Consider the following 25,743-nt stretch of genomic DNA (forward strand, 5'->3'; position numbering starts at 1 on the left):
GGAGGGGCTGGATTCGGCTGCTGCCGTCCGGCGAAAACCCAGCCCCTCCGGCGTTTGAGGAGCGGGGGTCCGGGGGCAGAGCCCCCGGCAACGGCGCCGCGCCGAATCCAGCCTCGTCGGCGTTCGAGGCGCGGGGTCCGGGGCGGAGCCCCGGCAGCGGACGCCGCGGCCGGACACGGCAGACCCCCCGGCGGGAGCCAGGGGGTCCGGGTAGCGCAACCTAGAGGTTGCCCCGCTTGTCCTGCTCCCGCTCGATCGCCTCGAACAGGGCCTTGAAGTTGCCCTTGCCGAAGCCCATGGAGCCGTGGCGCTCGATGATCTCGAAGAAGACCGTCGGGCGGTCCTGCACCGGCTTGGTGAAGATCTGCAGCAGGTAGCCGTCCTCGTCGCGGTCCGCGAGGATCTTCAGCTCGCGCAGCTCGTCGATCGGCACCCGGGTGTCGCCGACCCACTCGCCGAGCGTGTCGTAGTAGGTGTCCGGGACGGAGAGGAACTGGACGCCCGCGGCGCGCATCGAGCGGACCGTCGCGACGATGTCGTTCGAGGCCAGCGCGATGTGCTGGACGCCGGGGCCGTTGTAGAACTCCAGGTACTCGTCGATCTGCGACTTCTTCTTCGCGATCGCCGGCTCGTTGATCGGGAACTTGACCTTCTTCGTCCCGTCCGCGACGACCTTGGACATCAGCGCCGAGTACTCGGTCGCGATGTCGTCGCCCACGAACTCCTTCATGTTCGTGAAGCCCATGACCTTGTTGTAGAAGGCGACCCACTCGTTCATGCGGCCGAGTTCCACGTTGCCGACGCAGTGGTCGATGGCCTGGAAGGTGCGCTTGGCCGGGGGCTCGACGATCGGGTCGGCCGCCACGTAACCCGGCAGGTAGGGGCCGGTGTAGTCGACGCGCTCCACGAGGGTGTGGCGGGTCTGGCCGTAGGTCGCGATCGCGGCCAGCACGACGGTGCCGTGCTCGTCCTTGATCTCGTACGGCTCGTCCAGGCCGCGAGCGCCCTGCTCGACGGCGTACGCGTAGGCGGCGCGGACGTCCGGGACCTCGATGGCGAGGTCGATGACCCCGTCGCCGTGCTCGGTGACGTGCTCGGCGAGGAAGCGGCCGTGGTCGGTCGTCGCCTTGATGACCGACGTCATGACGAAGCGCGCGGCACCGTTGGTCAGGACGTAGCTGGCGGTCTCCCGGCTGCCGGTCTCCGGTCCGGAGTAGGCGACGAGCTTCATGCCGAAGGCGGTCGAGTAGTAGTGCGCGGCCTGCTTGGCGTTGCCGACGGCGAAGACGACCGCGTCCATGCCCTTCACCGGGAAGGGGTCTGCCTCACGCGCGGTGTGGGGGGTGGTTTCGATGGTCTCAGTCATGAGCGCAGAGTCCCGCCGATCCACAAGCTGCGCAATAGTTTCCAAATCTGCTGTACATACTGACCAGCCCAGCCACAGGATGGCTGAAACATCTGTGCACTATGACCACCCCGGAGGCACCCCGTGGGCATCGACGAACTCGACGGCCGTCTCATCGTGCTGCTCGCACGCGAGCCCCGGATCGGGGTGCTGGAGGCCTCGCGCCGCCTGGGCGTGGCCCGCGGGACGGTGCAGGCCCGTCTCGACCGGCTCCAGTCGAGCGGGGTCATCCGCGGTTTCGGCCCGCAGGTCGACCCGGCGGCGCTGGGGTATCCGGTCACCGCGTTCGCCACGCTGGAGATCAAGCAGGGCCAGGGGGCCGATGTACGGGCCCACCTGGCCGGGGTGCCGGAGGTGCTGGAGCTGCACACCACCACCGGGCACGGGGACATGCTGTGCCGGCTCGTGGCCCGCTCCAACGCCGACCTCCAGCGGGTGATCGACCGGGTCGTCGCCTTCGAGGGGATCGTGCGGGCGTCGACGGCGATCGTGATGGAGAACCCGGTGCCGCTGCGGATCATCCCGCTGGTCGAGCAGGCGGCGGAGGACGACGACCGCTGAGCCGAGGGCCGAGTTCCAAAGAAGACGTTGCAAAGAAACCCTTGCATAGAAGTCTTTGCAACTTTACTGTTGAGGCATGCCCGAGAAGCCCGATCCCGCCGCCGGACCCAACGTCCGCGCACTCGACGCCCACAGCCTGCGCGGCCTCGCCCACCCCCTGCGCATCCGCCTCCTGGGCGCCCTGCGCCTGGGCGGCCCGGCCACCGCCTCGCAACTGGCGGCAAAGCTCGGGGAGTCCAGCGGAGCCACCAGCTACCACCTGCGCCAGCTCGCCGCCCACGGCTTCGTCGAGGACGCACCCGGTCACGGCAAGGGCCGGGAGCGCTGGTGGCAGGCTTCCCACGACGGCACGATGTTCGACGAGGCGCTGATCTTCAGCGAGGACCCGGCCACCCGGGACGCGGCGGACACCTTCCTGGCCGAGATCCTCAGGATCCACACGCAGGAGCTGAACACCTACCTCGCCGAGGCGCACAACTGGCCCAAGAAGTGGCGGAGTTCCTCGGACCTCAGCGACTTCACGCTGAAGCTGACGGCCGAGCAGGCACACGAGCTGATCCACAAGATGCACGACCTGCTCAACAGCTACCGGGACGTGGAGCCGTCGGATGAGGCCGAGACGGTGCGGTTCCACACGCACGCCTTCCCGCGCCGAGTCGACGAATAGACGCACAGGCGAAGAGCCGAGTAGCCGCGTAGCCCCTTTTCGCAGAAGGAGTCCTGCCATGCACGAGCTCAACCATGCCCAGACGCACGCCACCCGCACCGCCGAACTGGCCGCCGAGGCCGCCGCCTGGCGCCTCGCCGCCTCGGTGGACACCACCCCCGCCCTGCGCGACCGTCTCGGCGAGGTCCTGATCGCCGCCGGGATCCGCCTGATGCGGCCGGACCACATCCACACCCGCGTCCAGCACCGGCTCGCGGCGTGAGCAGGCGGCCCTTCGCGGCGGTTCTGGCCGCCAACACGATCTCCATAGCGGGGAGTTCACTCACCCTGATCGGCGTCCCGTGGTTCGTGCTGCAGACCACGGGCAGCGCCAGCCGGGCCGGGGTCGTCGCCTTCTGCGCCACCCTGCCCATCATCGTGGCGGCCCTGGTCGGCGGGCCGGTCATCGACCGGCTCGGCCGCCGCCGGGTCTCCGCCGCCTCCGACGTGATCTGCGGACTGGCGGTCGGCGCGATCCCGCTCCTGCACTACGCGGGCGTGCTGGAGTTCTGGATGCTGTGCGCGCTGATGGCCCTCGGCGGCCTCGTGCACACCCCGGGCCTGACCGCCCGCTACGTCCTCCTGCCCAACCTCGCCGAGCACGCCGGCACCACCGTCGCCCGCGCCGCGAGCCTCTACGACGCGGTCTCGCGCGGGGCGCGGATGATCGGGGCCGCGCTGGCCGGCGTACTGATCGCGGCCTTCGGAGCCGAGACCGTACTGCTGGTGGACGCGGCCACCTTCGGGGCCTCGGCCCTGCTAGTGACCGCCTTCCTGCGCGGCGTCCCCGCCGCCGAGCCCCAACGCACCACCGAGAAGGCCTCCTTCGCGGTCTACCGGGCCGAACTCGCCGAGGGCTGGACCTTCCTGACCCGCTCCCGCCTGCTCATGGGCATCACAGTGATGGTGATGATGACCAACGGCCTCGACCAGGGCTGGTCCTCCGTACTGCTGCCCGTGCACGCCCGGGACGGGCTCGGCGGGGCCACCGCCATGGGTCTGCTGGTCTCCCTCTTCGGCGGCTCGGCGCTGCTCGGCGCCCTGCTCTACGGGGCGTGGGGCGAACGCTTCCCCCGCCGGACGGTCTTCGCCGCGGCATTCCTGGCCTGCGGGGCTCCCCGCTTCGCGGTGGCCGCGTTCACCGACACCACGCTCCCGCTCGCGGTGACGATGGCCCTGGCCGGACTGGGCGCGGGCATGCTCAACCCGATCCTGTCCACGGTGATGTACGAGCGGGTGCCGGAGCGGCTGCGCAGCCGCGTCTCCGGGGTGACCACGGCGGGCTGTGAGCTGACCATGCCGGTGGGCGGACTCGCCGCCGGTCTGCTGGTCGACGGCTTCGGGGCGGCGGGCGCGCTGCTGCTGTTCGGCGGCACCTACCTGCTGACGACGCTCGCCCCGCTGGTCTTCCCGGCCTGGCGCGGCCTGGACACCAAGGCCGCCGAGCAGGTCAGCAGGACGGCACGTCCTGTCCCCGGCCCAGCGCCCGAAGAGCGTTCACCGCATCCGTCAGCGAAGTGACGGGGATCAGCTGGAGCCCTTCGGGCAGCTCGGACTGGGCGTCCGCGCACTCGGCCTTCGGTACGAGGAACACGGTCGCCCCGTCGCGCCGCGCGGCCTGCGTCTTCAGCGGCACCCCGCCGACCGCGCCGACCTCGCCGGCGGCGGTGATGGTGCCGGTACCGGCGATGGTGCGCCCGCCGGTGAGGTCGCCGCCGCTGCCGTCGCCGTCGAGCTTGTCGACGATGCCGAGGGAGAAGAGCAGCCCGGCGCTGGGGCCTCCGACGTCGGCGAGGTTGAGCTCGACCTTCACATCCTTGGGGTCCTTGCGGAGGTAGCCGAGGGCGGCGTCGGCGGCGGCCGACTGCGACTTGGCCATTTCCTCCAGATTGTGCTCTTCGATCTCCTTGTCGGTTCCGCCCGAGGAGTAGACGGCCTCCCTGGGCATGACCGCCCGGGTGGGGTCGAACCAGTCGTCGAGGAGGTCCGGCAGGTTCACCGTCGTGGAGGGGCCGGTGGCCTGGATGGTGGTCATCCGGAGCTGGCCCTTGGTCGGCCGGGTCGGAGCGCCGGAGACGGAGATGACGGGCTTGCCGTCCCGCTCGCCCAGCACGTCGGCGGTGAGCCCGGGCTGGGCGATCACGAACGGCAGGGGCGCGAGGGCCGCGACGGCGAACAGCCCGACCACGGGCACGGCACAAACGGCCAGTGCGGCGGGACGCGACAGACGCATGAGACGAGAGAGCACCCGCCCAATCTATCCGTGCCGCCCCACCGATCCAGCCCCGCCGACGCTTGAGGCGCCTTCCAGCCCCGCCGGCGTTTGAGGCCCGGGGGCCCGGGGGCAGCGCCCCCGGCAACGGCGCCGCACCCGGCAGCGCACCGGCACCGACGGGAGATCCGCCGAACCCGCGGTCAGCGAAGGGCGTCGGCGACTTCCCGCGCCGCGTCGACCACCCGCGGCCCCACCCGCTCCGGCACCGCGTCGGCCAGCATGACGACACCCACGCTGCCCTCCAGCCCGGTGATCCCCACCAGCGGCGCGGCAGCGCCACTGGCGCCCGCTTCGAGCTCGCCGTGGGTCAGCGTGTACCCCGGTTCGATCAGGGAGCCCTGACGGGCGGCCAGAATGGCCCGCCCGGCGGCCCCGCGGTCCAGCGGGTGGCGGAAACCGGGCCGGTAGGCCACGTGGTAGTCCGTCCAGGTCGGCTCCACGACGGCGACGGCGAGCGCCTCGGATCCGTCGACGAGGGTCAGGTGCGCGGTGGCCCCGATGTCCTCGGCGAGGGACCGCAGCGCGGGCAGCGCGGCTTCGCGCACCAGGGGGTGCACCTGCCGCCCCAGCCGCAGCACCCCGAGCCCGACGCGTGCCCGGCCGCCGAGGTCGCGGCGGACCAGGGCGTGCTGTTCGAGCGTGGCGAGGAGTCGGTAGACCACGGTGCGGTTGACACCGAGGCGGTTGGAGAGCTCGGTGACGGTCAGACCGTGGTCGGTGTCGGCGAGCAGTTTGAGGACTCTCAGCCCTCTGTCGAGAGTCTGGGAGGTTTCCGCGGTCACGACGCCTCTCCCTCTTTCGGTGAGCGGCGGTGACTCTCGGGTGGCGCACGTCGCCGGTCCCGCGGCGACGCACGGAGAGGCCGCCGGTAGCGGCCATTGCACCGGCTGCGCTCCCGCGGCGGCGCTGCCACGGTGCGTTCAATGCGGGGACAGTAGCGAGCAGGTCCGCTCAGCGGAAGGCCTCGTCCAGAATCCGGGCGCCTACTACCCGTTTATGCCGGTTCCTGATCGCCTGCGGAGGCGCCCGCGGCCGCCGCCCGCCTGTAGGTCCGTACGAGTGCGGTCGAGGCCGCCCCTGGACGAAGCCGGGGCCCGCGCGACGCTCCGCGACGGACCCCGCCCGCGCCCCGCGTCACTCTCCGTGACGCCCGGGCCGGGCCGGGCTCACCGCATCCGGGTGGCCCACTCCTGCACCTTCTTGATCCGCTCGCGCAGCTGTCCCGCCGTCGCCTCCGCGCTCGGCGGACCGCCGCAGACCCGGCGCAGCTCGGTGTGGATCACTCCGTGCGGCTTGCCGCTCTGGTGGACGTACGCGCCCACCATCGTGTTCAGCGACTTCCTGAGCTCCAGCAGCTCCTTGTGCGAGACGACCGGCCGCCGGTCCGCGGGCAGCTCCAGCAGGTCCGCCTCGGCGTCCGGCTTGCGGCGGCTGTGCGCGATCTGCCGAGACTGCCGCTTCTGCAACAGCATCTGCACCTGATCGGGCTCGAGCAGCCCCGGGATGCCGAGGTAGTCCTGCTCCTCTTCACTCCCCGGGTGCGCCTGCATGCCGAATTCGGCGCCGTCGTAGAGGACCCGGTCGAAGACCGCGTCGGACTCCAGCGCCTCGAAGGACATCTGCTCGTCCTCGCCGGTGTCCTCGTCCTCCTGCTTGTTCGCCTCGTCCATCTCCTTCTCGGACTCGGCGTACGGATCTTCCTCGCCCTGCTTCTTGGGCTTGTCGAGGACGTGATCGCGTTCGACTTCCATCTCATTGGCGAAACCGAGGAGATAAGGAATGGTCGGAAGGAACACGGATGCGGTCTCGCCGCGCCTGCGCGATCGCACGAAACGGCCGACGGCCTGCGCGAAGAACAGCGGGGTCGAGATCGTCGTCGCGTACACGCCGACCGCGAGGCGCGGTACGTCGACGCCCTCGGACACCATGCGGACGGCGACCATCCAGCGGTCGTGGTTCCCGCTGAAGGTGTCGATGTTCTTCGAGGCCCCGGTGTCGTCGGACAGCACCAGGGTCGGCTTCGTCCCCGTGATCTCGCGGATCAGCTTGGCGTAGGCGCGCGCCGAGTCCTGGTCGGAGGCGATGACGAGCCCGCCCGCGTCCGGGATGCCCTTCCTGACCTCGGTCAGCCGCTGGTCGGCGGCGCGCAGCACGTTCGGCATCCAGTCGCCGCGCGGGTCCAGCGCGGTGCGCCAGGCCTGCGAGATGGCGTCCTTGGTCATCGGCTCGCCGAGCCGGGCCGCGATCTCGTCACCCGCCTTGGTGCGCCAGCGCATGTTGCCGCTGTACGACAGGAAGATCACCGGCCGGACGACCCCGTCGCCGAGCGCGTTCCCGTAGCCGTAGGTGTAGTCGGCCGAGGACCGCCGGATCCCGTCGTTCCCCTCCTCGTACGTGACGAAGGGGATGGGGTTGGTGTCGGAACGGAAGGGCGTGCCCGTCAGGGCGAGCCGCCGGGTCGCCGGGTCGAAGGCCTCGAGGCAGGCCTCGCCCCAGGACTTCGAGTCGCCGGCGTGGTGGATCTCGTCCAGGATCACGAGGGTCTTGCGCTGCTCGCAGCGGTTGCGGTGCAGCATCGGCCGCACGCCGACGCCCGCGTAGGTGACGGCGACGCCGTGGTAGTCCTTGCTGAGCGGGCCCGCCGAGTACTCGGGGTCGAGCCGGATGCCTATCCGGGCCGCCGCCTCCGCCCACTGCTTCTTCAGGTGCTCGGTCGGCGCGACGACCGTGATCTGCTGGACGACGTGGTGGTGCAGCAGCCAGGAGGCGAGGGTGAGCGCGAAGGTGGTCTTGCCGGCGCCGGGGGTGGCGACGGCGAGGAAGTCCCTCGGCTGGTTCTGGATGTAGCGGTCCAGCGCTCCCTGCTGCCAGGCGCGCAGTTTGCCCGCGGTGCCCCAGGGGGCACGGCCGGGGAAGGCGGGTGAGAGGTGGTGGGAGGCGGTAGTAGTCACGGTCTCCGGTTCGTCGCTCTCGGCGTATCTGGTACGGGTGGCACGGCGGTCGTACGTAGGACAACCGGGCCACCTTACCGGCACGGGCCCGCCCCTCGCGGAGGGACAGGCCCGTGACCTCGGCCGGTGCGGTGAGCGTCACACCGCTTCGTGGATCCCGCGCAGGCGGCGGGCGATCGCGGCCACGCCGTCCTCGCGTCCGGCCGCCACGTCGACGACCAGGTCGTACGCCGCGTCCTCGTCGGCGCCGCCGAGGTCCACGCCGTTCACGGCGAGGAAGGTGGCGGCCGCCAGCCAGGCCGTGCGCTTGTTGCCGTCGACGAGCGGGTGGTTCGTGGCGATGCCGTGGAGCAGCGCGGCCGCCTGCTCGTACGGGTCGTCGTAGGCCGGAGTACCGAACTCCCCCAGCTACCGCTGGGCGGGGCCCCCTGGGCACGCGGCCGGTGCACCGCGGACTCCAGTAGCCCGGGGGCGCGCAGCTCGACGGGCTGGTCCTGGGCCAGGCACGCGTGCCGGGCGAGGTCGAGGACCTCGGGGAGGGTGAGGTGGCGGACGGACATGCCCTTCACTCCCCCAGCCGCTTCAGCAGCGTCGCGTGCTGCCGCGCGAGCCGTTCCGCTTCCGCGCCGACCCGTGCGCGCTCGGCCCGCAGTCGCGCCCGTACGGCGTCCAGCGCGAGCTCTTCGGGCAGTTGCCCGGTGGCGTCGGCGAGGTCGGCGAGTTCCGCGCGCTCGGCGTCGGACAGCCGGATGATCAGCTCGTTCATGACCGGAACGGTAGTGCGGCAGTCAGTCGCAGCGCGGGCATTTTCGCTCCGCTCAGCCGTCGGCGGGCTCCAGCCGGGTCGCGACCCACGCCCCGACCAGTGCCACGCAGGCCATCGGCAGGAACACCACCACGAAGGCGACGGGGTGCGAGGCCGCCCCGCCGTCGGTGACGGCGTGCGCGGCCCCCACCGCGCCCCCGCCCAGCGCGGCGAACGCGGCGCCGCCGGCCGCGAGCAGCACCACGTTGGCCAGCGCGTCGGAGATCTGCAGCGCCGCCGAGTTGGCCCCCGCCTCCTCCGGCGCGGACAGCTTCAGCAGCAGCACGCTCGTGGAGCCGATGACGAGGCCCATCCCGAGGCACCCCACCGCCCAGGCCAGCGCCAGCGTCCACACCGGCACCGACTCGATCAGCACGGCGGGCGCGGCCGCGATGGCGAGGGCCACCATCACCATCCCGCCCACCATCAGCGGCTGCCGGTACGGCGCCATCCGCCCCTTCGACTGCACCCACGACCCGCCGGCCCAGGTCACCCCGCCGAGCGCGAGCGAGAACCCGGCCAGGGTAGGGCTCAGCCCCCGTTGAGTGACCAGCATCAGCGGCACGAAGCTCTCCGCCGCGATGAACGACCCCGCGGCCACCACGCGCAGCAGCACCACCGACGGCAGCCCGCGCCGCGCCCGGTACGTCCCGCGCGGCAGCAGCCCCAGCACGGCGGGCACCAGCAGCGCCACGCCGGCCGCGCCGGGCACCAGCGACCACCACTCCAAGTCCTGGGCGGCGTACTGCAGCAGCCCCGCCCCCACCGAGATCCCCAGGGCCAGCCGGATCCGCCGCCGGTCGAAGGCCACGGGCGGGGCCTCGGGATCCACCGGCCCGGACGCGGTCCTGCGTATGGCGGGCAGCGCGATGACGAGCGGCACGACCACGAGCGCCGGGATCCCGAGGAACACCCACCGCCAGCCGAGGTGCTCGGTGACGGTCCCGGCCGCCAGCGGCCCGACGATCGACGGCACCACCCAGCTCGCGGCGAAGGCCGCCATGATCGCGGGCCGCAGCCGCTCCTCGTACGCCCTGCTCACCACCACGTACAGCGCGACGATGACCAGCCCGCCCCCGAATCCCTGCACGGCCCGCCCGAGCACGAACACCCCCATGACCTGGGCGGTCCCGGAACACACCAGCCCGGCGGCGAACGCCCCGATCCCGACGGTCACCGGCCGCAGCGGCCCCTGCCGGTCGGCCCACTGCCCGGACAGGACCATGCCGAACAGACTCGTGGTGAAGTACGCGGAGAACCCGAAGGCGTACAGCCCGATCCCGTCCAGCTCCCGCGCGGCGACGGGCATGGCCGTGCCGACGGCGGTCGCCTCGAAGGCGATGAGGAAGACGACGGAGATGATCCCGATGCTGAGCGTCCGGTACGCGGCCCCGAGGATCCCGCCCGGCGACGGGGCGGCGGCCGGGACGGGCTCGGCGGCTATCTGGGGCACGCGGGGTTCAAGGGCACTCATCGCCCCAGCGTAAGGTCCGTAGCCGCTTCTCGACCCTGTCATTTGGGCGGACCCGGCGCTAGGCCCTCGGACCTAGGTCGGTGATGATGTCCGTGTGACCCACCGCATCAGCACTCTGATCTCAGCCTTCGCCGTTCCTGTCAGCCTGCTGCTGCTGGTCGGCGCCCTCCGCGAGTACCGCTCCGGGGCATCGGTCCTCTGGATCGCGGCCGCGACGGCGATCTCCTTCAGCGCCGTGTACGTGCTCGTACGGGATGTACGGCGGCTGCGCACGGCGAAGACCCCCTGACGAGCACCGCGGTCCCGCCGCCCCCTCCCGGTTTGTGAACGCGGCATGGCAGTCGCATTGCACGCACCGCGCACACCTTCCCCCGCTCCCCAGGCCCCCGTACGGTCGTGGACATCACCACCTCACAGCCGTGTGCCCGAGTGGTTTAGGGACTCGCCTGCAAAGCGAGTTACGCCGGTTCGATTCCGGTCACGGCTTCGACGGAAGGCCGCTCAGGGGCAGGCGCTCCCCTGGGCGGCCTTCGCGTTGCGCTCGTTCGTCAGGAGGCGCAGTTCAGCTGCTTGCGGGTGAAGTCCTGGTAGTCCTTCATCAGCTGAGCGTTCAGCGCCTTGGCCTCGGTGCTGTCCATGGAAGCCGGGCCGTTGTCGGTCGTCAGCTCCAGTTCGAAGGATTCCGTGGGAGTTCGGCACGTGTACAGGAGCGCAGCGCCACCGTCCCACACCAGACCCTTGCGTCCCATGTCGAGCTTTTCCGGACGCAGCGGGTCGAAGGCCTGCCAAAACGCGTCGCTACCCAGCGGCTTGCGCCAGGCGAACGCAGTCATGACGGTCTTCCCGTCCAGCTGAACGCGACAGGTGATCTTGTCCAGATCCGCGGCCAAGGAGAACACGTCTCGCGTGTCCTCCGTGATCCTCTTTCCGCTGCCCAGGAGGGGCGCCACAGTCTTGGCGTCGAACGCCCCCCAGCACAGCCTTTCCGGCATCTCGGAAGCAGTTGACGCCTGCTGCTCGTCCGAACCGTCCGAACAGCCAGCCAGCAGAGCGCCAGCGGCCAGCACAGTGGCGGCGAACGCTCGCGCCGACCTCGCCGCGGACATCACGACGACCCCTTCGAGCTGTCCACCAGGCCACGGCCGACCGAGTGGGCGACTGAGGACTCCTTGGACGCCACGCCGGCCAGTGTATCGATGTCCCTCTGGGACAAGCCCGAACCGGCGGCCGCACTGCGCACCGCGCCCTCCGCAGCGCGACTGGTGCTGAGATCCGCCTTGGAGTACATGCTCGCCACGGCCTTCTCGGTATCGGCCGTCTTCTCCTTGCCCTTGTCCTGGGCATCCTCAACGAAGTACTCGGTGACGTCCTCCTGGACCCACCCCGCGACGTCACCGGCAATCGGCACCATTTCCAGGTATTTTCCACCGGCGGCCGAGATGCCGCGGTTGATCCACTTGGCCCCGTCCTCGACGCCCTTCACATACTCCTCGTTCGAGTGGGCCGTCTCGGCGTGCATACCCTGGGCGCGGGCCTCCGTCAGGTAGCCCGAGATCTGGCCACCCGGCGTCACAGCGAGCTCCACGGCCGACCCAAGGAGGGTGTGGTCGGCCCGGTGCTGGACGACGTCGGTGACCAGGACCGCCGTGAACGCCTGGTTGGCGTTGGTGATCGCCCCATAGGCCTCTGGGGCCTGGCCGACAGCACCGAGGAAGCGGGCCACCGTCGCCTCATGGAACTGAGCCATCGTGCCTGCGACCTTGATCTGCTTCCCGCCGTTCTCGGCGGACGCCTGAAGGTCCGGCATGTACTCGGCCGCCATCTGCCCAAAGTGTCCGGACAGCCCCTTCAGCCGGCCATCGTCCTCGCCCGGCGCCGCCGCCACCAGCCCCGGCTCGTCGCCGATCTTCTTGACGACCCGTTCCATGATCGCCGCCATTTCCTTGGTGTGCGGCACCGGCCCCGCGTCCTCGTCGCCCGCCACGCGCCCGCTGACCGCCGCCTCCAGCGCAGTGCCGAGCGCCTCCTGGGCCGGGCCCGCTTCGTCGGCGGGGTAGCTGCGGGGGCGGTCGAAGGCGTCGGCGCCCGGCTCCTTGTCGAGCATGTAGTCGACCATGCCCAAGTCCTTGCCGTGCTGCCCACCGACCCGCTTGTCGTCCTTGGTGACGATGCCGTCGTGGTTGCTGTCCTCGCGGACCGGCTCGTTGAAGAAGGCCGTCGCCGCGTCCGGGTTGTTGGCCAGTGCCTCCATCAGCCCGGTGAGCGGGTAGAAGCCCCGGCCGCCCTTCTCCCCCTGGTTGAGGACCGTGTCCACGCCGGCCGACCCGTGGTACTCCCAGGCCTTCGGGTCCTCGCGGTCCATGGCGATCATGTCCCGGCCGACCGCCGTCAGGAACTCCGTGTCGTACGTGCCCTCGCGGATCAGCGAGCCGAGGGCCTGGTAGCCGTAGAACGTCGTCATCTCCCCGGGTACCTGCATCTCCTTGCGGCCGGCCTTCATCAGCCCGGTCGTCCACGCCGCGTCGAGGTGGTGCGGGACGTCCTTGTGCGTGGCCAGGCCCAGCATCGCGCCCATGTCGCTCTGGATGTTCGCGACCATCAGCGCGCGGTCCCTCCCGGCCGGGCCGAGGCCGGTCGCGTCCAGGGACATCGTGGTGTACATCTCCAGTGCGCCCTCGGGGCCGACCTTCCGGTAGAAGGCGGTCGCGAACTCCGGGTCCTCCCGGTTGTCGTCGAGCACGTCCTCCAGCTCGCGCAGCGCCTCGACGTGGCGCGCCGTGCCGCCCTCCCCCGTCACCTTCCTCATCAGGTCCGCGGCCCGGGCCGCCTGCTCGGCATCCAGGGTGCTGAACTTCGGGCCGCTGAAGTCGTGCGCGTCGGCGACGTTCGCCCGGAGCACGCGGACGAGGGAGTCGTCCGCGTCCTGGGCGTCCTCGACGGCACGGTTGATGCGGGCCTGCCAGGCGTCGTGGTTCGCGCGCAGGGTCTGCCGGTAGTCGGGGTCGTGGCGGGCCGCGTTGCGGTCCTCCTCGGTGGCGAGCGGGATGGCGGTGACCCGCCCCGTGGCGTCGATCTGGAAGCCCGCCGCCGGGGCGTCGGCCGCGATCTTCTTCAGCCGGTCCTGAGCGGCCTTGAACGTCGCGTGCGCGTCGGCGAGCACCAGGTGCACGCCCTTGGCCTCCTTGGCCGCGTCCTCGAACTCCTTGGCCGTCTTGTCGACGAACGCCCGGCCGACCCCGGCCGTGACCCCGCTCCACTCGGCCTTGTCGGACTTCGCCTTCATGCCGTGACGAGCGGCCTCGGCCATCTCGTCCAGCTTGCCGGCCATGGCCTTCCAGTCGTCGACCGCCGTCCGGAGCTTGTCCAGCGGTGCGTGCATCACGTTCTCGTACGTCAGCATGCGGGCGCGACCTACTTCAGGTACTTGTCGATGGCGGACGCGGTGAAGTCGGCCCGGAGCTGCTGCTCGTCCCGGGCGTGGGACTTGAGCGAGTAGTTCAGGCCGTTGGAGATGTTCGCGCAGGCCGCCACCAGGGTCTTCACCTGGCTCTCCCACGTGCCGTTGAGCTTGAGCAGCGCCGCCCCGCTCGCGAAGTTCTCCTTCGTGAGCGCACCCGCCGCCTCGCTGGTCGCGGTCGTGGCGTGCTTGCCGTCGGTCTGGAGGCGGGAGTGCAGCTTGTACGCCTCGGAGCCGATGGCGCCGATGTGGTCCTGGTTGAGGTCGAGGTCGCCACCGCCGCCGCCGCCGGGTTCCGCCGGGACGTGGTTGAGCCGCATGGAGGTGTTGGCGGCGGCCGTGGCGCGCGCCGCCGCCCATTCCTCGTCGAATGACATCGCGTGCACTCCTGTGTCGGGTCGGGCGGGCTCAGCGGTTCCGGCGTACGACGACCGCGGTGACGGCACCGCCGATCAGCAGGCAGGCCCCCAGGCCCAGGCCGAGCCAGGGGAGGAGGCGGCCGTCCTGCTGCGGTTCGGCCTGCGGGGCGGGGGCGGGGGCCGGGTCGGGGGACGCTGAGGGGGACGCGGCCGTGGCCGCGGCGAGGTCGGGCAGCGGGTAGACGTCCGCCGGGCCGGGGTCGCCGGGGGTGGCGATCGCGATGCGGGGGCGGACGATGCCGTAGCCGATGTAGTCGTTGCGCTCTACGCCGTCGATGGGCTTGCCGGCGGTGTTCAGGAGCACGCGGAGGACCTGGTTGTTGGTCCAGTCGGGGTGGGCGGACCAGATGAGGGCGGCGGAGGCGGATGCGAGGGCCGTCGCGTCACTGGTGCCGTGGGTGTTGCAGAGCCCCGTCCCAGTCGTGCATGCCGTGACGATGTCGATGCCGGGTGCAGCAAGATCGATCTGGGGGCCGTGCTGCGACTCCCTGGTCGCCTGCCCCTTGGCGTCCACTGCGCCCACGCCGACCACGCCCGGGGTCGCCGCTGGGTAGAGGATCTCGTTGGTCGAGGCTCCGTCATTGCCGGCACCCGCGAAGATCAGTTTTCCCTTCGAGAGTGCGTACTTGACCGCCTCAGCCCTCGCCCGGTCGTCCTCCGGCGTTCCCCCGATGGCCAGGGAGATGTTGATGACCCTCGCATCCGAGTCCGCCGCGTAGCGAATGGCCTCGACCCAGGATGGGGTTTTCGCCTCTTGCATCGAGTCGGGCACACGGATCGGGAGAATCTTGACACCGGGGGCAAGGCCGTAGGCGCCGTCACCACTTGGGTGCCTTCCAGTAGCGGCGATCATCGCCGAGATGCCGGTTCCGTGACCGTAGTAGTCGTTGTCCTCGTCACCTGCGGCGTCACCGGAAGGAAAGACCGCTCCGGGAAGAACCTGGCCTTCGAGCTCCGGGATGCGGTTGACACCCGTATCGATCACCGCGACGGTAACGCCCTTGCCCGTGCTGGTCGTCCAGATTTCGTCGGCCTTCATGGCGTCGAGATGCCACTGCTTCGACCGGATGGTATCCGCGTGGGCAGGGGTCGCGGCGACCCAGGCCAGCAGCAGGCCCACCAGGGCCGAGGTCGCCTTGCGCGTGCGCATCCCGTGCGACGTCCGTTCCACTCAGTCGATCACCGGCGGAACAACACGACGGTTGCCCTGCCAGGTCTCTTCGTCCTCAGCCAGGTAATCGGGGCGACCACCCCGCTGGTCGTCACGTCGGTTGCCAGGAGCCGTACGGGGAGCCGCGCCAGCGCCGCCCGAGCCATTGCGCACGAAGCCCGGACCACCCTGCGTGAACGGATGACCAGCCGCCCCGGGCGGACGCGCTCCGACGACGCCGCCATGCCCCGTGCCGCCGCCCATGCCACGGACGGTGTGCGTACCTTCACCGATGACCGTGCCACGCGGGATACCAGAGCTGGGGCCGCTGCTGGGCACCGGACGGCCCCCCATGATGCCGTTGTCTCGCTGGGGGATGCCGGGCACGAGTCCGGTCTTACTGGGGGGACCGGTTGTCCCCGAGATCGGGCCGACGGGGCCCAGTCCAACGGGTCCGGGACCCTTCAGACCGGGCACTGGCGGGACGGGCATGGGCGGGACGAAGGGGCCCGGGTGGGGACCGCCAAGGCCCGCGGGCAGCGGGCTACCCGGCGTGGTCGCCGTGGGGGGAGGCGGGAGCGTCCCGACGGTGTCCAGGTCCAGGCTCACCTCGCGGTCCGGCGTCACCGGCAGCGGACCGTCCGCCGGAGGGGGCGTGTTGTCCGGCTGCGGTTGACGTCCCGGAATCGAGCCCGACTCATCCGTCGAGCCACTGCCACCGGGTGCCGACGAAGCGTACGCCGAGCTTCCCGAGTGGCCTCCCGGGCGGGCCATCTCTTCCAGGCCGTAGATGCCCTGCGGAACGAACACCTTCGGCGGCGGCGGAAACGTAGGTACCTCCGCCCTCTCCATCTCCCCCGCCGCCAGCTCGTACGACTGCGCCAGGTTGTTCATCAGCCGCACCGCCTCACGGTGGTCCGAGTCCAGCTTCTTCCGGGCCTCCGCGCCGATCTTCGCTGCGTCCGGGTCGTTGGGGTACGTGCGGGCCGCTTCGAGGTTCGCCGTCGCGGCCGCGTCGATCACCGGCATCTTCGAGGCCTCGTACATCAGTTGGACGGTGCGGCCCATCCACTCGGAGCCCGTCTTGCTGTACTCGCTGAGCCGCAGCGTCGCGTTGCCCGCGCGGCCGACCCATTCCTGGAAGGCGACGGCCCCTTCGCCCTCCCAGCCCGTGACGCGGTGCCGCTTGAGCTTCTCCGCGATCTTGGCGATGTCCTCGGCAGCCTTCTTCAGCTGGTCCGCGCGCGCCTGCACCGCCTCCGGTTCCAGCGAGGTGGTCATCGCCCGGAGCTGCCGGTGCGAGCAGCCGTCAAAGGACGTCGCCATCAGTACGTACCGCGCGACGTGCCGGACGGCGGCTGGTGGGCGGCCGTCAGGCGGCGCTGCTCCTCCAGCCACGGGTCGCGCTGCGGCACGTACTGGTCCCTCGCCTCTTTCGCGATGGCCGCCATGCGCCGTTTGGTTTCCTCGTCCACCCCGTCGTAGCCCTTGCCCGCCGTCAGGATCGCGATGCCCAGGGCCTCGATCTGCCCCGCTAACCCCTTCGACAGCTTCTGCAGCTCCGTGATGACGGTGTCGTACGACGTGAACAGGGCCTCGGCCTCGGGGAAGCCGCTGCCGAGGGTGCCCGACGGCAGGGTGCCGTCCGCGAGTTTCCCGTGGTGCGCGTCTCCGCCGGTCAGGTCGACCAGCAGGGTGTCCACCATGGTCTTGTACTCGCTCAGCGAGTCGGACTCGACGGACAGTCCCGGTTCGATGTGCAGTGCCACGTTCGCCTTCCCGACGTCCCGACGTCCCGGCGCCCGCCGATCACTGAAGCGCCGGCGCCGACCGTCCCACGTCCGGAATCGAACGTGCAACGCGGGTCACCCGGTCACGAGTTCGGCACCGCCACCGCCGCCGACGGCCGGATCGGGAGCCGGTTCACCGGGCGGCCCGTGGCCGCGCGGACTGCCGACGCCACCGCCGCCGGGGCCGTCACCACCGGGACCGCGCTCGCCGCCTTCGCGCCGAAGGGGGCCACCACGTCGCGCTCCTCGACCAGCTTGACGATGCGGACCACCGGCGCGTCGAGCGCCGTCGGCAGGGCGTAGCCCGTCAGGTCGGGGTGGCGGACCAGGCCGGAGACCGTGCGGAGGTTCTCCGTCAGGGCCGCGCCGACGCCCTGCGTGACTCCCGCTTCGATACGGGCCTCCAGCTGGCGGGGGTTGAGGACGCGGCCCACGTCCTGGGCGACCGCGAGTTCGACCACGCGCACCGAGCCCAGTTCGATGTCGACGTCCACCACCGCGCGGATCGCGCAGAAGGCGAGGCCGACGAAGGCGTCGCCCTGGCCGTCCGCGTCCAGGGGTTCCGTGGGGTGGGGGCGGCACTGGGCCGTCGCCCAGAGCTCTTTGCCCTCTATGGCCTCCGCGACCGTCATGGAGAACGCGCCGTCATATGAGGTGATTCGGCCGTCCGCGATCTGCAGGAGTTCCGTCGACATGCCCAGCTTGTGGGCCATGGGCTGGAGCAGCTGGGTGCGGACCATCTTGGCGGCCCGTTCGACGGCGCCGCCCGACACCCAGGTGTGGCGGCCGTGGGCCGACGGGCCCGCCGGCGGCTGGTCGGTGTCGACCGGGGCCGTCGTCACCTCGTCGACGCCCAGGACCTCCTGGACGATCTGGCGGGCGAGGGTCGCGAAGCCCTGGCCGGTGTCGACGGCCGCGCAGATGACCGTGGCCGCGCCGCCCACCACCTTGACGGTGGCCGTCGCGACCTCGTCCGCGCCCTCCGCGCCGAGCATGTGGACCATGCCCAGGCCGTAGCCGACGCCCCGGCGGACCGCTCCCGGTTCGCCCGCGCCCTCGGGGCCGCCCGGCAGCAGCCACTCGTCCTCCGGGGTGTCCATCGGGAGGGCGGGGAGCTCGAAGTCGCGGACCGAGCGCAGGAGTTCGGCGACCGGGGCCGGGCAGGTGACCGTCTGGCCGGTCGGGAGGAGGTCGCCCGTCGCCAGGACGTTGCGCATGCGCAGTTCCGCGCCGTCGATGCCGAGGGCGGCGGCGAGCTTGTCCATCTGGCCCTCGTACGCGGCGCAGACCTGCATGGCGCCCTCGCCGCGGACATGGCCCGACGGGGGGTTGTTGGTGCGGACCGCCCAGCCCTCGACGAAGGCGTGCGGGACCACGTACGGGCCGCAGGCGAAGGCCACCGCCGCGGCGAGGGACTCCGAGGAGGCGTCCGCGTACGCGCCGGCGTCCATCAGGATCTGCGCCTCGACCTTGACCAACCGGCCCTCCGCGTCCGCGTGGTGGCGGTAGCGGAGGAGGGTGGGATGGCGGTGGGTGTGGCCGAGGAAGGACTCCTCGCGGGTCGCGGCCAGCTTGACCGGGCAGCCCGTGCGCAGGGCGAGCAGGCCGAGCGGGAGCTGGAAGGCGGCGTCCTCGCGGTCGGCCGTCGCGCCCGGCACGCCGGTGACGACCACGCGTACGCGGTCCGGTTCGAGGCCGAAGCAGGCGGCGGCCAGGTCGCGGTCGGTGTGCGGGTCGGTGGAGGCGGTGTACAGCTCCACGCCGCCGTCGGGCCGCGGTACGGCCAGTCCGGCCTCCGCGCCGATGGGGGCGGGGTCCTGGCGGCCGATCCGGTAGAGGCCCTCGACGACGACCTCGCCGGTGGCCTCCGGGTCGCCGTAGCGGAGCGGGATGTGCCGGATGAGGTTGCCGTCGGGGTGCAGTGCGGGGGCGCCGAAGGACTGCTCGGGGTCGGTGACCGCGTCGAGGAGCTCGTATTCGACGGCGATGGCGGCCGCGGCGAGGCGGGCGGTGTCGGGGTGGTCGGCGGCGACGGCGGCGATGGGCTCGCCGTGGTGGCGTACGACGTCGTGCGCGAACACCGGCCGGTCCGCGATCCGGCGGCCGTGCGTGGTGGCGCCGGGGACGTCGGCGTGGGTGACGACGGCGCGGACGCCGGGCATGGCGGCGGCGGCCGTGGTGTCGATGGAGAGGATGCGGGCGTGGGCGTGCGGGGAGCGCAGCACGGCGGCCCACAGGAGGCCCTCGGCCCACAGGTCGGCGGCGTAGGGGAAGGTGCCCTCGGTCTTGGCCCGGGTGTCGGCCGACGGGACGGAGGCGCCGATTCCGCGCGGGACCTGCTGGTCGGCGGGGTCCGTGGGTGGCGCCAGGGCGGTCACCGTCGTGTTCAGCGCCGTCGTCGCCGTCGCCGCGTCCTGCCCGCTCACGCCGTGCCTCCGTGGTGGATGCCGCCCTCGCCGGGCGCTGCCTGGTGCGGAATGCGCGGCTGCTCCGGCCAAGCCGCTGCCTCGGCGGCCGCCGCCTCGCGCTCGGCCACGACCTCGCGCACGGCGTCGACGACCCCCGAGTAGCCGGAGCAGCGGCAGAGGTTGCCGCAGAGCGCCTGGCGGGTCTCCAGCTCGCTGGGGGCGTGGTTGCCTTCCAGCAGGTCGTGGATGGTCATCGCCATGCCGGGCACGCAGAACCCGCACTGCACCGCACCCGACCTGCACAACGCCTGCTGCACGTCCGAGAGTTCCCCGTTCGTCGCGAGACCCTCGACGGTGCGGACCTCGCTGCCGGCGGCCGTCGCGGCCGGCACCAGGCAGGAGGCGACGAGCCGGCCGTCGACCTGCACGGCGCAGGCGCCGCATTCGCCCTGCGAGCAGCCGTCCTTGGCGCCGGCGAGGCCGAGGCGCTCGCGCAGCACGTAGAGGAGGGACTCGCCGATCCAGGCGCCGGTGACGGGACGGTCGGCGCCGTTCACGCGCAGGACGTAGGAGGCCTGGGGGTGCTCGTTCTCTTCTTCGTACGCCGACACCTCGGCCGGGACACCTCCGGTGGGGTCCGCGTCCGGGGGTGACAGTGCGCTGTCGGCGGTGTCCGCGTCCGGCGCGGGCACGAGGGCGTCGTCCGCCGGTACGGCTCCGCCGGGGCGGGCTCCGCCCGCGTCGGCGGGCCGGTCGCCTGCCGCGTCGCCTGCGGCGGGCTCCACGGGGCCGGGCCCGTCGCCTGCGGCGGGCTCCACGGGGCCGGGCCCGTCGCCTGCGGCGGGCTCCAAGAAGGCGGTCCGGTCCGCGGCCGCGGGCTCCGCAGGGGCGGGCCCGTCGCCTGCGGCGGGCCGGTCCGCGGCTGCGGGCCCCGCGAGGGCGGGCCTCCCGGGGCCGGGCTCAGCCGGGGCGTGATCCATCCGGCCGGGCTCGCCCCATGCGGCCTCCGCCGCCTCCGACTCGACCAGGTCTGCCTCCGCCAGAGCGGGCTCGACCAGGCCGGGCTCCGCCGCGGCGGGCTCGGCCCCGCCGGCCTCCATCCCGGCGGGCTCCGCCGCGTGTCCGAAGGCGGAGAAGCCGTGGCCGTCCGTGCCCGCGGCCCCCGCGAACTCCGCTTGCCCGGCCTGCCCGGCCTGCTCCACGAACTCACCGCGCCCGGCGATCTCCGCCTGACCGGCGTGCCCCGCGTGCTCCGCGTGCCCCCCGAAGCCCCCGTGTTCCGCATGCCCCGCGTGGCCCGTGTGCCCCGCGAAGTCCCCGGGGCCCCCGGGCCCCGCGTGCCCGCCGAACTCCGCGTGCCCCGCCGCCCGTGCCCCCTCGGCCGGCTCCTGTGCCGAGCCGTGGGCGGCCTCGATGTCGTGCGGGGCCGGGTGCGCCGGCTCCTCCTCCGGGAGCGGGGTGCCCACGCCGGGGCCGCCCAGCACCCGCGGGCCGCGCGGCGCGGTGCCCACCGTGCCCACCCCGGGGCCCCCGAGGAGCCGTCCGGCGGTCGCCGCGGTCGCGGCAGCGGCGGCGGCCGCGGCGGCAGCGGCCTCGTCGGTGCCGGGCAGTACGCCCGCGTCCGCGCCCGTGTCCTGCGTCAGGTAGGCCCAGGGGGCCGGGGCGCCGCCCGGCAGGGTCGCCGGGGCCTGGCTCCAGTCGGCGTCCAGCGCGCTCGGGGACGGCCGGAAATCACCCTGCTGTTCGGGGACCTCCGGCACGTCGGAGTACTCGGAGTACGCGGGCACCGCCCACTGCCCCGTCGAGGCCTCGTCCTGGAACCGCCACTCCGCCGTCGCCCCGGGATCGTGCACCGGCGGCTGCGCCTGCTCCGGCTCGGCTTCGGCGAACGCCGCCGCCACCGCCGCCGGGATCGGGACCGACGCGGGGATCGGCCCGCCCACCGGCGCGGGCGTGGGAACGGGACCCGAGTCGGCCGGGACCGAGCCCCCCGCCTCGGGCCACTGCACCGGGATCGTCCAGGTCCCGGTGGCGGCCGGATCCGTACTGGCCGAGCCCAGCGGCACGATCATCGGCGGCGGCACGTACCCGTGCCCGGGCGCGGCAAGGGGCTCCCCCGTGCCGAGCGCGTCCAGCATGTCCTGCGGCAGTTTCACGAAGGCCGTGGCGTCCGAGTCGTACTCGCCGCCCTGCGGGACGGGCTCCCAGCCCCAGCCCGCCGTGCCGTTCGTGCCGTTCCCCTGGGTCACGTTCTCGTTCTCGTTCTCGCTCATGAGGTCAGCGCCCTCCCCAGGGCCCTCCGTGCCAGCACGGCCACCGTCCGCCGCAGATGCAGTACGCCGGGAGCCACCGGTTCCCCCTGGTCGGGCACGCAGGCCGCCCCGACGTACTCGCCGAAGGCCTCCAGCGCCTCGGGGGCCAGGCTCCGGTCCCCGTCCCAGTCGATCAGCGAGGCCACCCACTGCTCGGCCTCCAGCGGCCGCAGCGGCATCGGGGCCACCGCTCCGATCGCACAGCGCACCCCCCGGCGCGCCGGATCCAGTACGAGCCCCACGGACGCCACCGCGCGCCCCGGGCCCGTGCGCCCCGTGGCCTTCAGGAACACCTGCGGCGCGTGCAGCAGCGGGACCCGGACGAAGCCGATCAGCTCCCCCGGCCGCAGCATCTCCCGGCCCGCCAGCAGGTGCGAGACCGGGATCTCGCGCTGCCCGACCGGGCCGACGACGAGGAGCACGGCCTCCAGCGCGGCCAGCACGGGCAGGGCGTCACCCGTGGGCGCGGCGCTGGCGATGTTCCCACCGAGGGTGCCCGCGTTGCGGATCTGGGGCGGCCCGGCGGCGCGTGCGGCGGCCGCCAGCGCGGGGATCAGGGCGGCGAAGTCGGGCCGTCCCATCCGCGCGTGGGTGAGTCCGGCGCCGAGCAGCGCGTGGCCGTCCTGGTACTGCCAGCCGCGGATCTCGTTGATCCGGCCCAGGCCCACCAGCGCGGCGGGGCGCAGCTGCCCGGCGTTGACGGCGGCCATGAGGTCGGTGCCGCCGGCGACGGGCACGGCGGCGGGCATGGCGGTGAGCGCCGCCACGGCCTCGTCGAGCGAGGCCGGCAGCGTCACGGACTGCGCCACGTGCGGGCCCCGGGGGCCCTGAGGTGAGTCCAGTGCGTGTGGTGCGTGCGTGGTCAACCCAGCTGCCCCTTCCCGATGTCCCGGTCCCGGCGCTCACGCCTGTCCGCCGTACGGTACGTGCTCACCGCCGGGACGTGGCAACTCTGGCACATCTTCGGGGCCGCCCGCCGCGAGGGTCTGCCGGGCGGGGTTCGGGCGGGCTCGGGGCCGGGTTGGGGGGCGGACTTCCGGGCGGTCGGGCGCCCGTCAGGGGCCGCCGCGCGGCCTTCGCCGGAGCTCCTCCCCAATCGCCCGGTTTTCCCCGTATAGGAGGAAAGCGAGACAGAGTTCCGATTCCGGCGGCCGTACGACTGTCACGCGATCGGGGGCTCGCCGTCGATCGGGCGCCCGAGCACCCCCGGCCGCCGCTGCCACGGCAACGGGCCGCCCGGCGGCCGGTAGTCGACGCCGAGGGCGTCCAGCCGCACGTAGTGCGCCGAGGCCATCCGGCGCTCGAACCCGGCGAAGTCGCGCTCCTCCGGGGCGGGCTGCCACGACCACACCACCTCCGCGAAGGCCGCCAGCCGCGGGAACGCCTGGTAGTCGACCCGGCCCTGGTTCTCCATCACCTCGGTCCACACGTTGGCCTGCGCGCCCAGCACGTGGGCGGCGGCCGTCTCCGACATCTTCGGCGGTACCGGCTCAAACCGGTACACGTCCTCCAGCGTGCGCACGTACCCGATCGGCATCGGCTCGTCCTCGCCGCCCGCCTGACGGTGGTCCAGGTACACCTGCTGCTCGGGGCACATCACCACGTCGTGCCCGGCCTCGGCGGCGGCGATCCCGCCCGCGTAGCCCCGCCACGAGGACACGGCGGCGCCGTCCGCCAGCCCGCCCTCCAGGATCTCGTCCCAGCCGATCAGCCGCCGCCCGCGCTCGGCGAGCCAGCCGTCGAAGTGCCGGATGAACCAGGACTGCAGCCCGTCCTCCCCGTCCACCCCCAGCTCGCGGATCCGTTCCTGCGCGACCGCGGAGGCCCTCCACTGCCCCTTGGGGCACTCGTCCCCGCCCACGTGCACGAAGGGCGAGACCTCTGCCGGGAACAGCTCGAGGAGCTCCTCGAAGACGCCCTCGTAGAAGCGCAGCACTGCCTCGGTCGGCGCCAGCACGTTCTTGCTGATCCCCCAGTCGTCCCACACCCCCAGCGCCGCCGTGTCCACCACGTCACGGTTCCCCAGCTCCGGGTACGCGGCGATCGCGGCCTGCGAATGCCCCGGTACGTCGATCTCCGGGACCACCCGTACGTGCCGCTCCGCGGCGTAGGCGACGATCTCGCGGATGTCGTCCTGGGTGTAGAAGCCGCCGTGCGGGGTCTCGCTCCACAGCGGGGAGGACCGGTGCCCCCACCGGCTGCGCGCCCGCCACGCGCCGACCCCGGTCAGTTTCGGGTAGCGCTTGATCTCGACCCGCCAGCCCTGGTCGTCCGTCAGGTGCAGGTGCAGCACGTTGAGCTTGTGCGCGGCGAGCAGGTCGATGTAGCGCAGCACCCCGTCCTTGGGCATGAAGTGCCGGGCGACGTCGAGCATCATGCCGCGCCACCCGAAGCGGGGGGCGTCCGCGATCCTGCCGTGCGGCAGGCTCCACTCGCGCCCCGGCAGCGGCGCCTTGCGGTAGGCGGCGGGCCCGAGCAGCTGACGCAGCGTCTGCGCCGCCCAGAACAGTCCCGGCGCCGTGGCGCCCGCCAGCTCCACGCCGTCCGCGCCGATCTCGATGCGGTACGCCTCCGGCCCGAGGCCGCCCCAGCCGTCGGGGTCGACGCGCAGCCGCACATCGCCCCCCGCCCCCGCCCCGGCGGCCGGCAGGCCCCACCCGGTGGCCGCCCCCAGCTCCCGGCGCAGCCAGCGCGCCGCGCCCTCCGTGCCGGGCCCGGCGTCGAGGACCGGGTCGGGCCCGAACGCGTAGCGGCGTCCGCCCTCGTCGAAGACGGCAACCCTGGGTACGGGGATCAGGTCCATGCGCGGCAGCCCTTCACGCAGCTCGTTGCACCCTGCGCAACACCCGTTCCGCACAGTGCTCGTCGAGCCGACCCTAGCCCTGCCCCGGGGCGCGGCAAAGGCCCCCGGGCGCACTTGGGCGCAACCGGGGGCCTTGGTCCTGCTCGTTCGGGGCCGGACTACTTGTCCTTGCCGCCCTTGTCCTTGTCCCCGCCGGGGCCCATGGACTCGTAGATCTCCTTGCACATGGGGCAGACCGGGTACTTCTTCGGGTCCCGGCCCGGCACCCAGACCTTGCCGCAGAGCGCGACGACGGGGGTCCCGTCGAGCGCGCTCGCCATGATCTTGTCCTTCTGGACGTAGTGGGCGAAGCGCTCGTGGTCGCCGTCGCCGTGGGACACCTGTGGCGTCGGTTCTACGAGGGTCCCCGTACCAGTCCCGCGCTCGGGCTCAAGAGTGCTCATAAAGCCAGGGTACCGACCTCCGTAGGGGTCAGTTGAGCGACGGGTCGTCCGGATAGGTGGCGACCATCGCCAGTTCGCTGCGCTGGCGGCGCAGCACCGCGCGCCAGAGGCGTTCGGGGTCGGGGAAGGAGACGTCGCCGGGCTCCGACTCCACCACGTACCAGGCGCCGTCCCCCAGCTCGTCCTCCAGCTGGCCCGGCCCCCAGCCCGAGTAGCCGGCGAAGATGCGCAGCGACCCCAGCGCCGAGGCCAGCAGCTCCGGCGGCGCCTCCAGGTCGACCAGGCCGATCGCCCCGTGCACCCGGCGCCAGCCGAGCGGGCCCTCCTCGCCGGGGATGACGGCCACGCCGAGCGCCGAATCGAGGGCGACGGGGCCGCCCTGGAAGACCACGCCGGGGGCGCCGGCCAGCGGCGCCCAGGGCAGCAGTACGTCGCCCACGCCCACGGGCGTCGGCCGGTTGAGGACCACGCCGAGCGAGCCCTGCTCGTCGTGATCGAGCAGGAGCACCACCGCGCGGTCGAAATTCGGGTCCGCGAGGGCGGGGGTGGCCACGAGCAGCCGCCCTGTGAGGGAGGACACCTCGGTCATGCCGACATGATCCCGCAGATTCGCCCTTCACGGGGAGTTGGCCGCGAGATCGGATCGTACGCAGCTCAGGGCGCACGGCAGCAGGAAGGAGCGCGCGCCGACGGCGCAGGCGGAACGCGACACTCCGCCATGTGGTGGATACGGAGGGTGTTGTACCGAATTCATGACAGTCCTAGGGCCACGTCACCCTTACGA

The 25,743-nt window shown here is 72.6% G+C and carries 23 protein-coding genes, 1 tRNA gene and 1 pseudogene; 6 read left to right on the forward strand and 19 right to left on the reverse strand.

All coding sequences use genetic code 11. The annotated features are described in order from the left end of the window. Window positions 1-220: 220 nt before the first annotated feature. The gene (gene hppD, locus AB0O21_RS37120) at window positions 221-1,366 is read right to left on the reverse strand and encodes a 4-hydroxyphenylpyruvate dioxygenase (protein WP_365179293.1); all 1,146 of its coding nucleotides are present in this window, start codon (window positions 1,364-1,366) and stop codon (window positions 221-223) included. 123 nt (window positions 1,367-1,489) lie between these two features. On the opposite strand from hppD, the gene AB0O21_RS37125 reads away from it, so the two are divergent. From AB0O21_RS37125 to AB0O21_RS37140, 4 genes are all read left to right on the forward strand, one after another. Next, window positions 1,490-1,966, forward strand: a complete 477-nt coding sequence (locus AB0O21_RS37125) for an Lrp/AsnC family transcriptional regulator (protein WP_365179296.1) — start codon at window positions 1,490-1,492, stop codon at window positions 1,964-1,966. Window positions 1,967-2,042: 76 nt separating this feature from the next. Further along, complete coding sequence (locus AB0O21_RS37130) at window positions 2,043-2,633, forward strand: helix-turn-helix domain-containing protein (RefSeq protein WP_365179299.1); 591 nt, start codon at window positions 2,043-2,045, stop codon at window positions 2,631-2,633. 58 nt (window positions 2,634-2,691) lie between these two features. Further along, the gene (locus AB0O21_RS37135) at window positions 2,692-2,895 is read left to right on the forward strand and encodes a hypothetical protein (protein ID WP_365179302.1); all 204 of its coding nucleotides are present in this window, start codon (window positions 2,692-2,694) and stop codon (window positions 2,893-2,895) included. Continuing rightward, window positions 2,892-4,193, forward strand: coding sequence for an MFS transporter (locus tag AB0O21_RS37140; RefSeq protein WP_365179305.1), 1,302 nt, complete (start codon window positions 2,892-2,894; stop codon window positions 4,191-4,193). The genes AB0O21_RS37135 and AB0O21_RS37140 overlap by 4 nt, the downstream gene beginning before the upstream one ends. Here AB0O21_RS37140 and AB0O21_RS37145 read toward each other — a convergent pair. The 6 genes and pseudogenes from AB0O21_RS37145 to AB0O21_RS37170 all read right to left on the reverse strand — a co-directional run bounded on the left by AB0O21_RS37145 (window position 4,123) and on the right by AB0O21_RS37170 (window position 10,177). Then, entirely contained in the window at window positions 4,123-4,905 is a 783-nt protein-coding gene (locus AB0O21_RS37145) for a S16 family serine protease (RefSeq protein ID WP_365179358.1), read from the reverse strand. The two genes, AB0O21_RS37140 and AB0O21_RS37145, sit on opposite strands and share 71 nt — an antisense overlap. A 182-nt stretch (window positions 4,906-5,087) precedes the next feature. Then, window positions 5,088-5,729, reverse strand: coding sequence for a helix-turn-helix domain-containing protein (locus AB0O21_RS37150; RefSeq protein WP_329384979.1), 642 nt, complete (start codon window positions 5,727-5,729; stop codon window positions 5,088-5,090). Between the two features lie 384 nt (window positions 5,730-6,113). Then, the gene (locus AB0O21_RS37155; protein WP_365179308.1) at window positions 6,114-7,898 is read right to left on the reverse strand and encodes a DEAD/DEAH box helicase; all 1,785 of its coding nucleotides are present in this window, start codon (window positions 7,896-7,898) and stop codon (window positions 6,114-6,116) included. Window positions 7,899-8,036: 138 nt separating this feature from the next. Continuing rightward, window positions 8,037-8,458, reverse strand: a pseudogene (locus AB0O21_RS37160) (type II toxin-antitoxin system death-on-curing family toxin). 5 nt (window positions 8,459-8,463) lie between these two features. Continuing rightward, window positions 8,464-8,664, reverse strand: a complete 201-nt coding sequence (locus AB0O21_RS37165) for a hypothetical protein (protein ID WP_365179311.1) — start codon at window positions 8,662-8,664, stop codon at window positions 8,464-8,466. 52 nt (window positions 8,665-8,716) lie between these two features. Then, the gene (locus AB0O21_RS37170) at window positions 8,717-10,177 is read right to left on the reverse strand and encodes an MFS transporter (protein WP_365179314.1); all 1,461 of its coding nucleotides are present in this window, start codon (window positions 10,175-10,177) and stop codon (window positions 8,717-8,719) included. Between the two features lie 94 nt (window positions 10,178-10,271). Here AB0O21_RS37170 and AB0O21_RS37175 point away from each other — a divergent pair, with 94 nt between their 5' ends. Both AB0O21_RS37175 and AB0O21_RS37180 read left to right on the forward strand, forming a co-directional pair. Next, window positions 10,272-10,466, forward strand: coding sequence for a hypothetical protein (locus AB0O21_RS37175; protein WP_365179316.1), 195 nt, complete (start codon window positions 10,272-10,274; stop codon window positions 10,464-10,466). A gap of 126 nt (window positions 10,467-10,592) precedes the next feature. Further along, window positions 10,593-10,664, forward strand: a tRNA-Cys gene (locus tag AB0O21_RS37180). A gap of 61 nt (window positions 10,665-10,725) precedes the next feature. Here AB0O21_RS37180 and AB0O21_RS37185 read toward each other — a convergent pair. The 12 genes from AB0O21_RS37185 to AB0O21_RS37240 form a co-directional block, all read right to left on the reverse strand. Then, complete coding sequence (locus tag AB0O21_RS37185) at window positions 10,726-11,283, reverse strand: hypothetical protein (protein ID WP_365179319.1); 558 nt, start codon at window positions 11,281-11,283, stop codon at window positions 10,726-10,728. Further along, window positions 11,283-13,577: a hypothetical protein gene (locus tag AB0O21_RS37190; RefSeq protein WP_365179322.1), complete on the reverse strand. Its 2,295-nt coding sequence runs from the start codon at window positions 13,575-13,577 to the stop codon at window positions 11,283-11,285. The genes AB0O21_RS37185 and AB0O21_RS37190 overlap by 1 nt, the downstream gene beginning before the upstream one ends. Window positions 13,578-13,588: 11 nt before the next feature. Continuing rightward, window positions 13,589-14,011 carry a hypothetical protein gene (locus AB0O21_RS37195; RefSeq protein WP_365179325.1) on the reverse strand — a complete coding sequence of 141 codons (423 nt, stop codon included), beginning with the start codon at window positions 14,009-14,011 and terminating at the stop codon, window positions 13,589-13,591. A 31-nt stretch (window positions 14,012-14,042) separates the two neighbouring features. Beyond that, the gene (gene mycP / locus AB0O21_RS37200; protein WP_365179328.1) at window positions 14,043-15,203 is read right to left on the reverse strand and encodes a type VII secretion-associated serine protease mycosin; all 1,161 of its coding nucleotides are present in this window, start codon (window positions 15,201-15,203) and stop codon (window positions 14,043-14,045) included. 21 nt (window positions 15,204-15,224) lie between these two features. Continuing rightward, complete coding sequence (locus AB0O21_RS37205) at window positions 15,225-16,529, reverse strand: hypothetical protein (protein ID WP_365179331.1); 1,305 nt, start codon at window positions 16,527-16,529, stop codon at window positions 15,225-15,227. Then, window positions 16,529-16,972 carry a hypothetical protein gene (locus AB0O21_RS37210; RefSeq protein ID WP_365179334.1) on the reverse strand — a complete coding sequence of 148 codons (444 nt, stop codon included), beginning with the start codon at window positions 16,970-16,972 and terminating at the stop codon, window positions 16,529-16,531. Before AB0O21_RS37210 ends, AB0O21_RS37205 begins: the two co-directional genes overlap by 1 nt. Window positions 16,973-17,076: 104 nt before the next feature. Further along, window positions 17,077-19,371, reverse strand: coding sequence for a xanthine dehydrogenase family protein molybdopterin-binding subunit (locus tag AB0O21_RS37215; RefSeq protein WP_365179361.1), 2,295 nt, complete (start codon window positions 19,369-19,371; stop codon window positions 17,077-17,079). A gap of 44 nt (window positions 19,372-19,415) precedes the next feature. After that, a complete protein-coding gene (locus AB0O21_RS37220; protein ID WP_365179337.1) occupies window positions 19,416-21,674 on the reverse strand; it encodes a 2Fe-2S iron-sulfur cluster-binding protein in 2,259 nt (752 codons plus the stop codon). Continuing rightward, entirely contained in the window at window positions 21,671-22,579 is a 909-nt protein-coding gene (locus tag AB0O21_RS37225; protein ID WP_365179340.1) for an FAD binding domain-containing protein, read from the reverse strand. The genes AB0O21_RS37220 and AB0O21_RS37225 overlap by 4 nt, the downstream gene beginning before the upstream one ends. Before the next feature lie 296 nt (window positions 22,580-22,875). Next, window positions 22,876-24,516, reverse strand: a complete 1,641-nt coding sequence (locus tag AB0O21_RS37230) for a beta-N-acetylhexosaminidase (protein ID WP_365179343.1) — start codon at window positions 24,514-24,516, stop codon at window positions 22,876-22,878. A 158-nt stretch (window positions 24,517-24,674) separates the two neighbouring features. Further along, window positions 24,675-24,959 carry a DUF3039 domain-containing protein gene (locus AB0O21_RS37235; protein WP_030010729.1) on the reverse strand — a complete coding sequence of 95 codons (285 nt, stop codon included), beginning with the start codon at window positions 24,957-24,959 and terminating at the stop codon, window positions 24,675-24,677. Window positions 24,960-24,987: 28 nt separating this feature from the next. Then, window positions 24,988-25,548, reverse strand: coding sequence for a YqgE/AlgH family protein (locus tag AB0O21_RS37240; protein WP_365179346.1), 561 nt, complete (start codon window positions 25,546-25,548; stop codon window positions 24,988-24,990). Window positions 25,549-25,743: the final 195 nt, after the last annotated feature.

The organism is Streptomyces sp. NPDC091371, from assembly GCF_040684275.1.
In the GTDB taxonomy this organism is placed as follows: Bacteria; Actinomycetota; Actinomycetes; order Streptomycetales; family Streptomycetaceae; genus Streptomyces.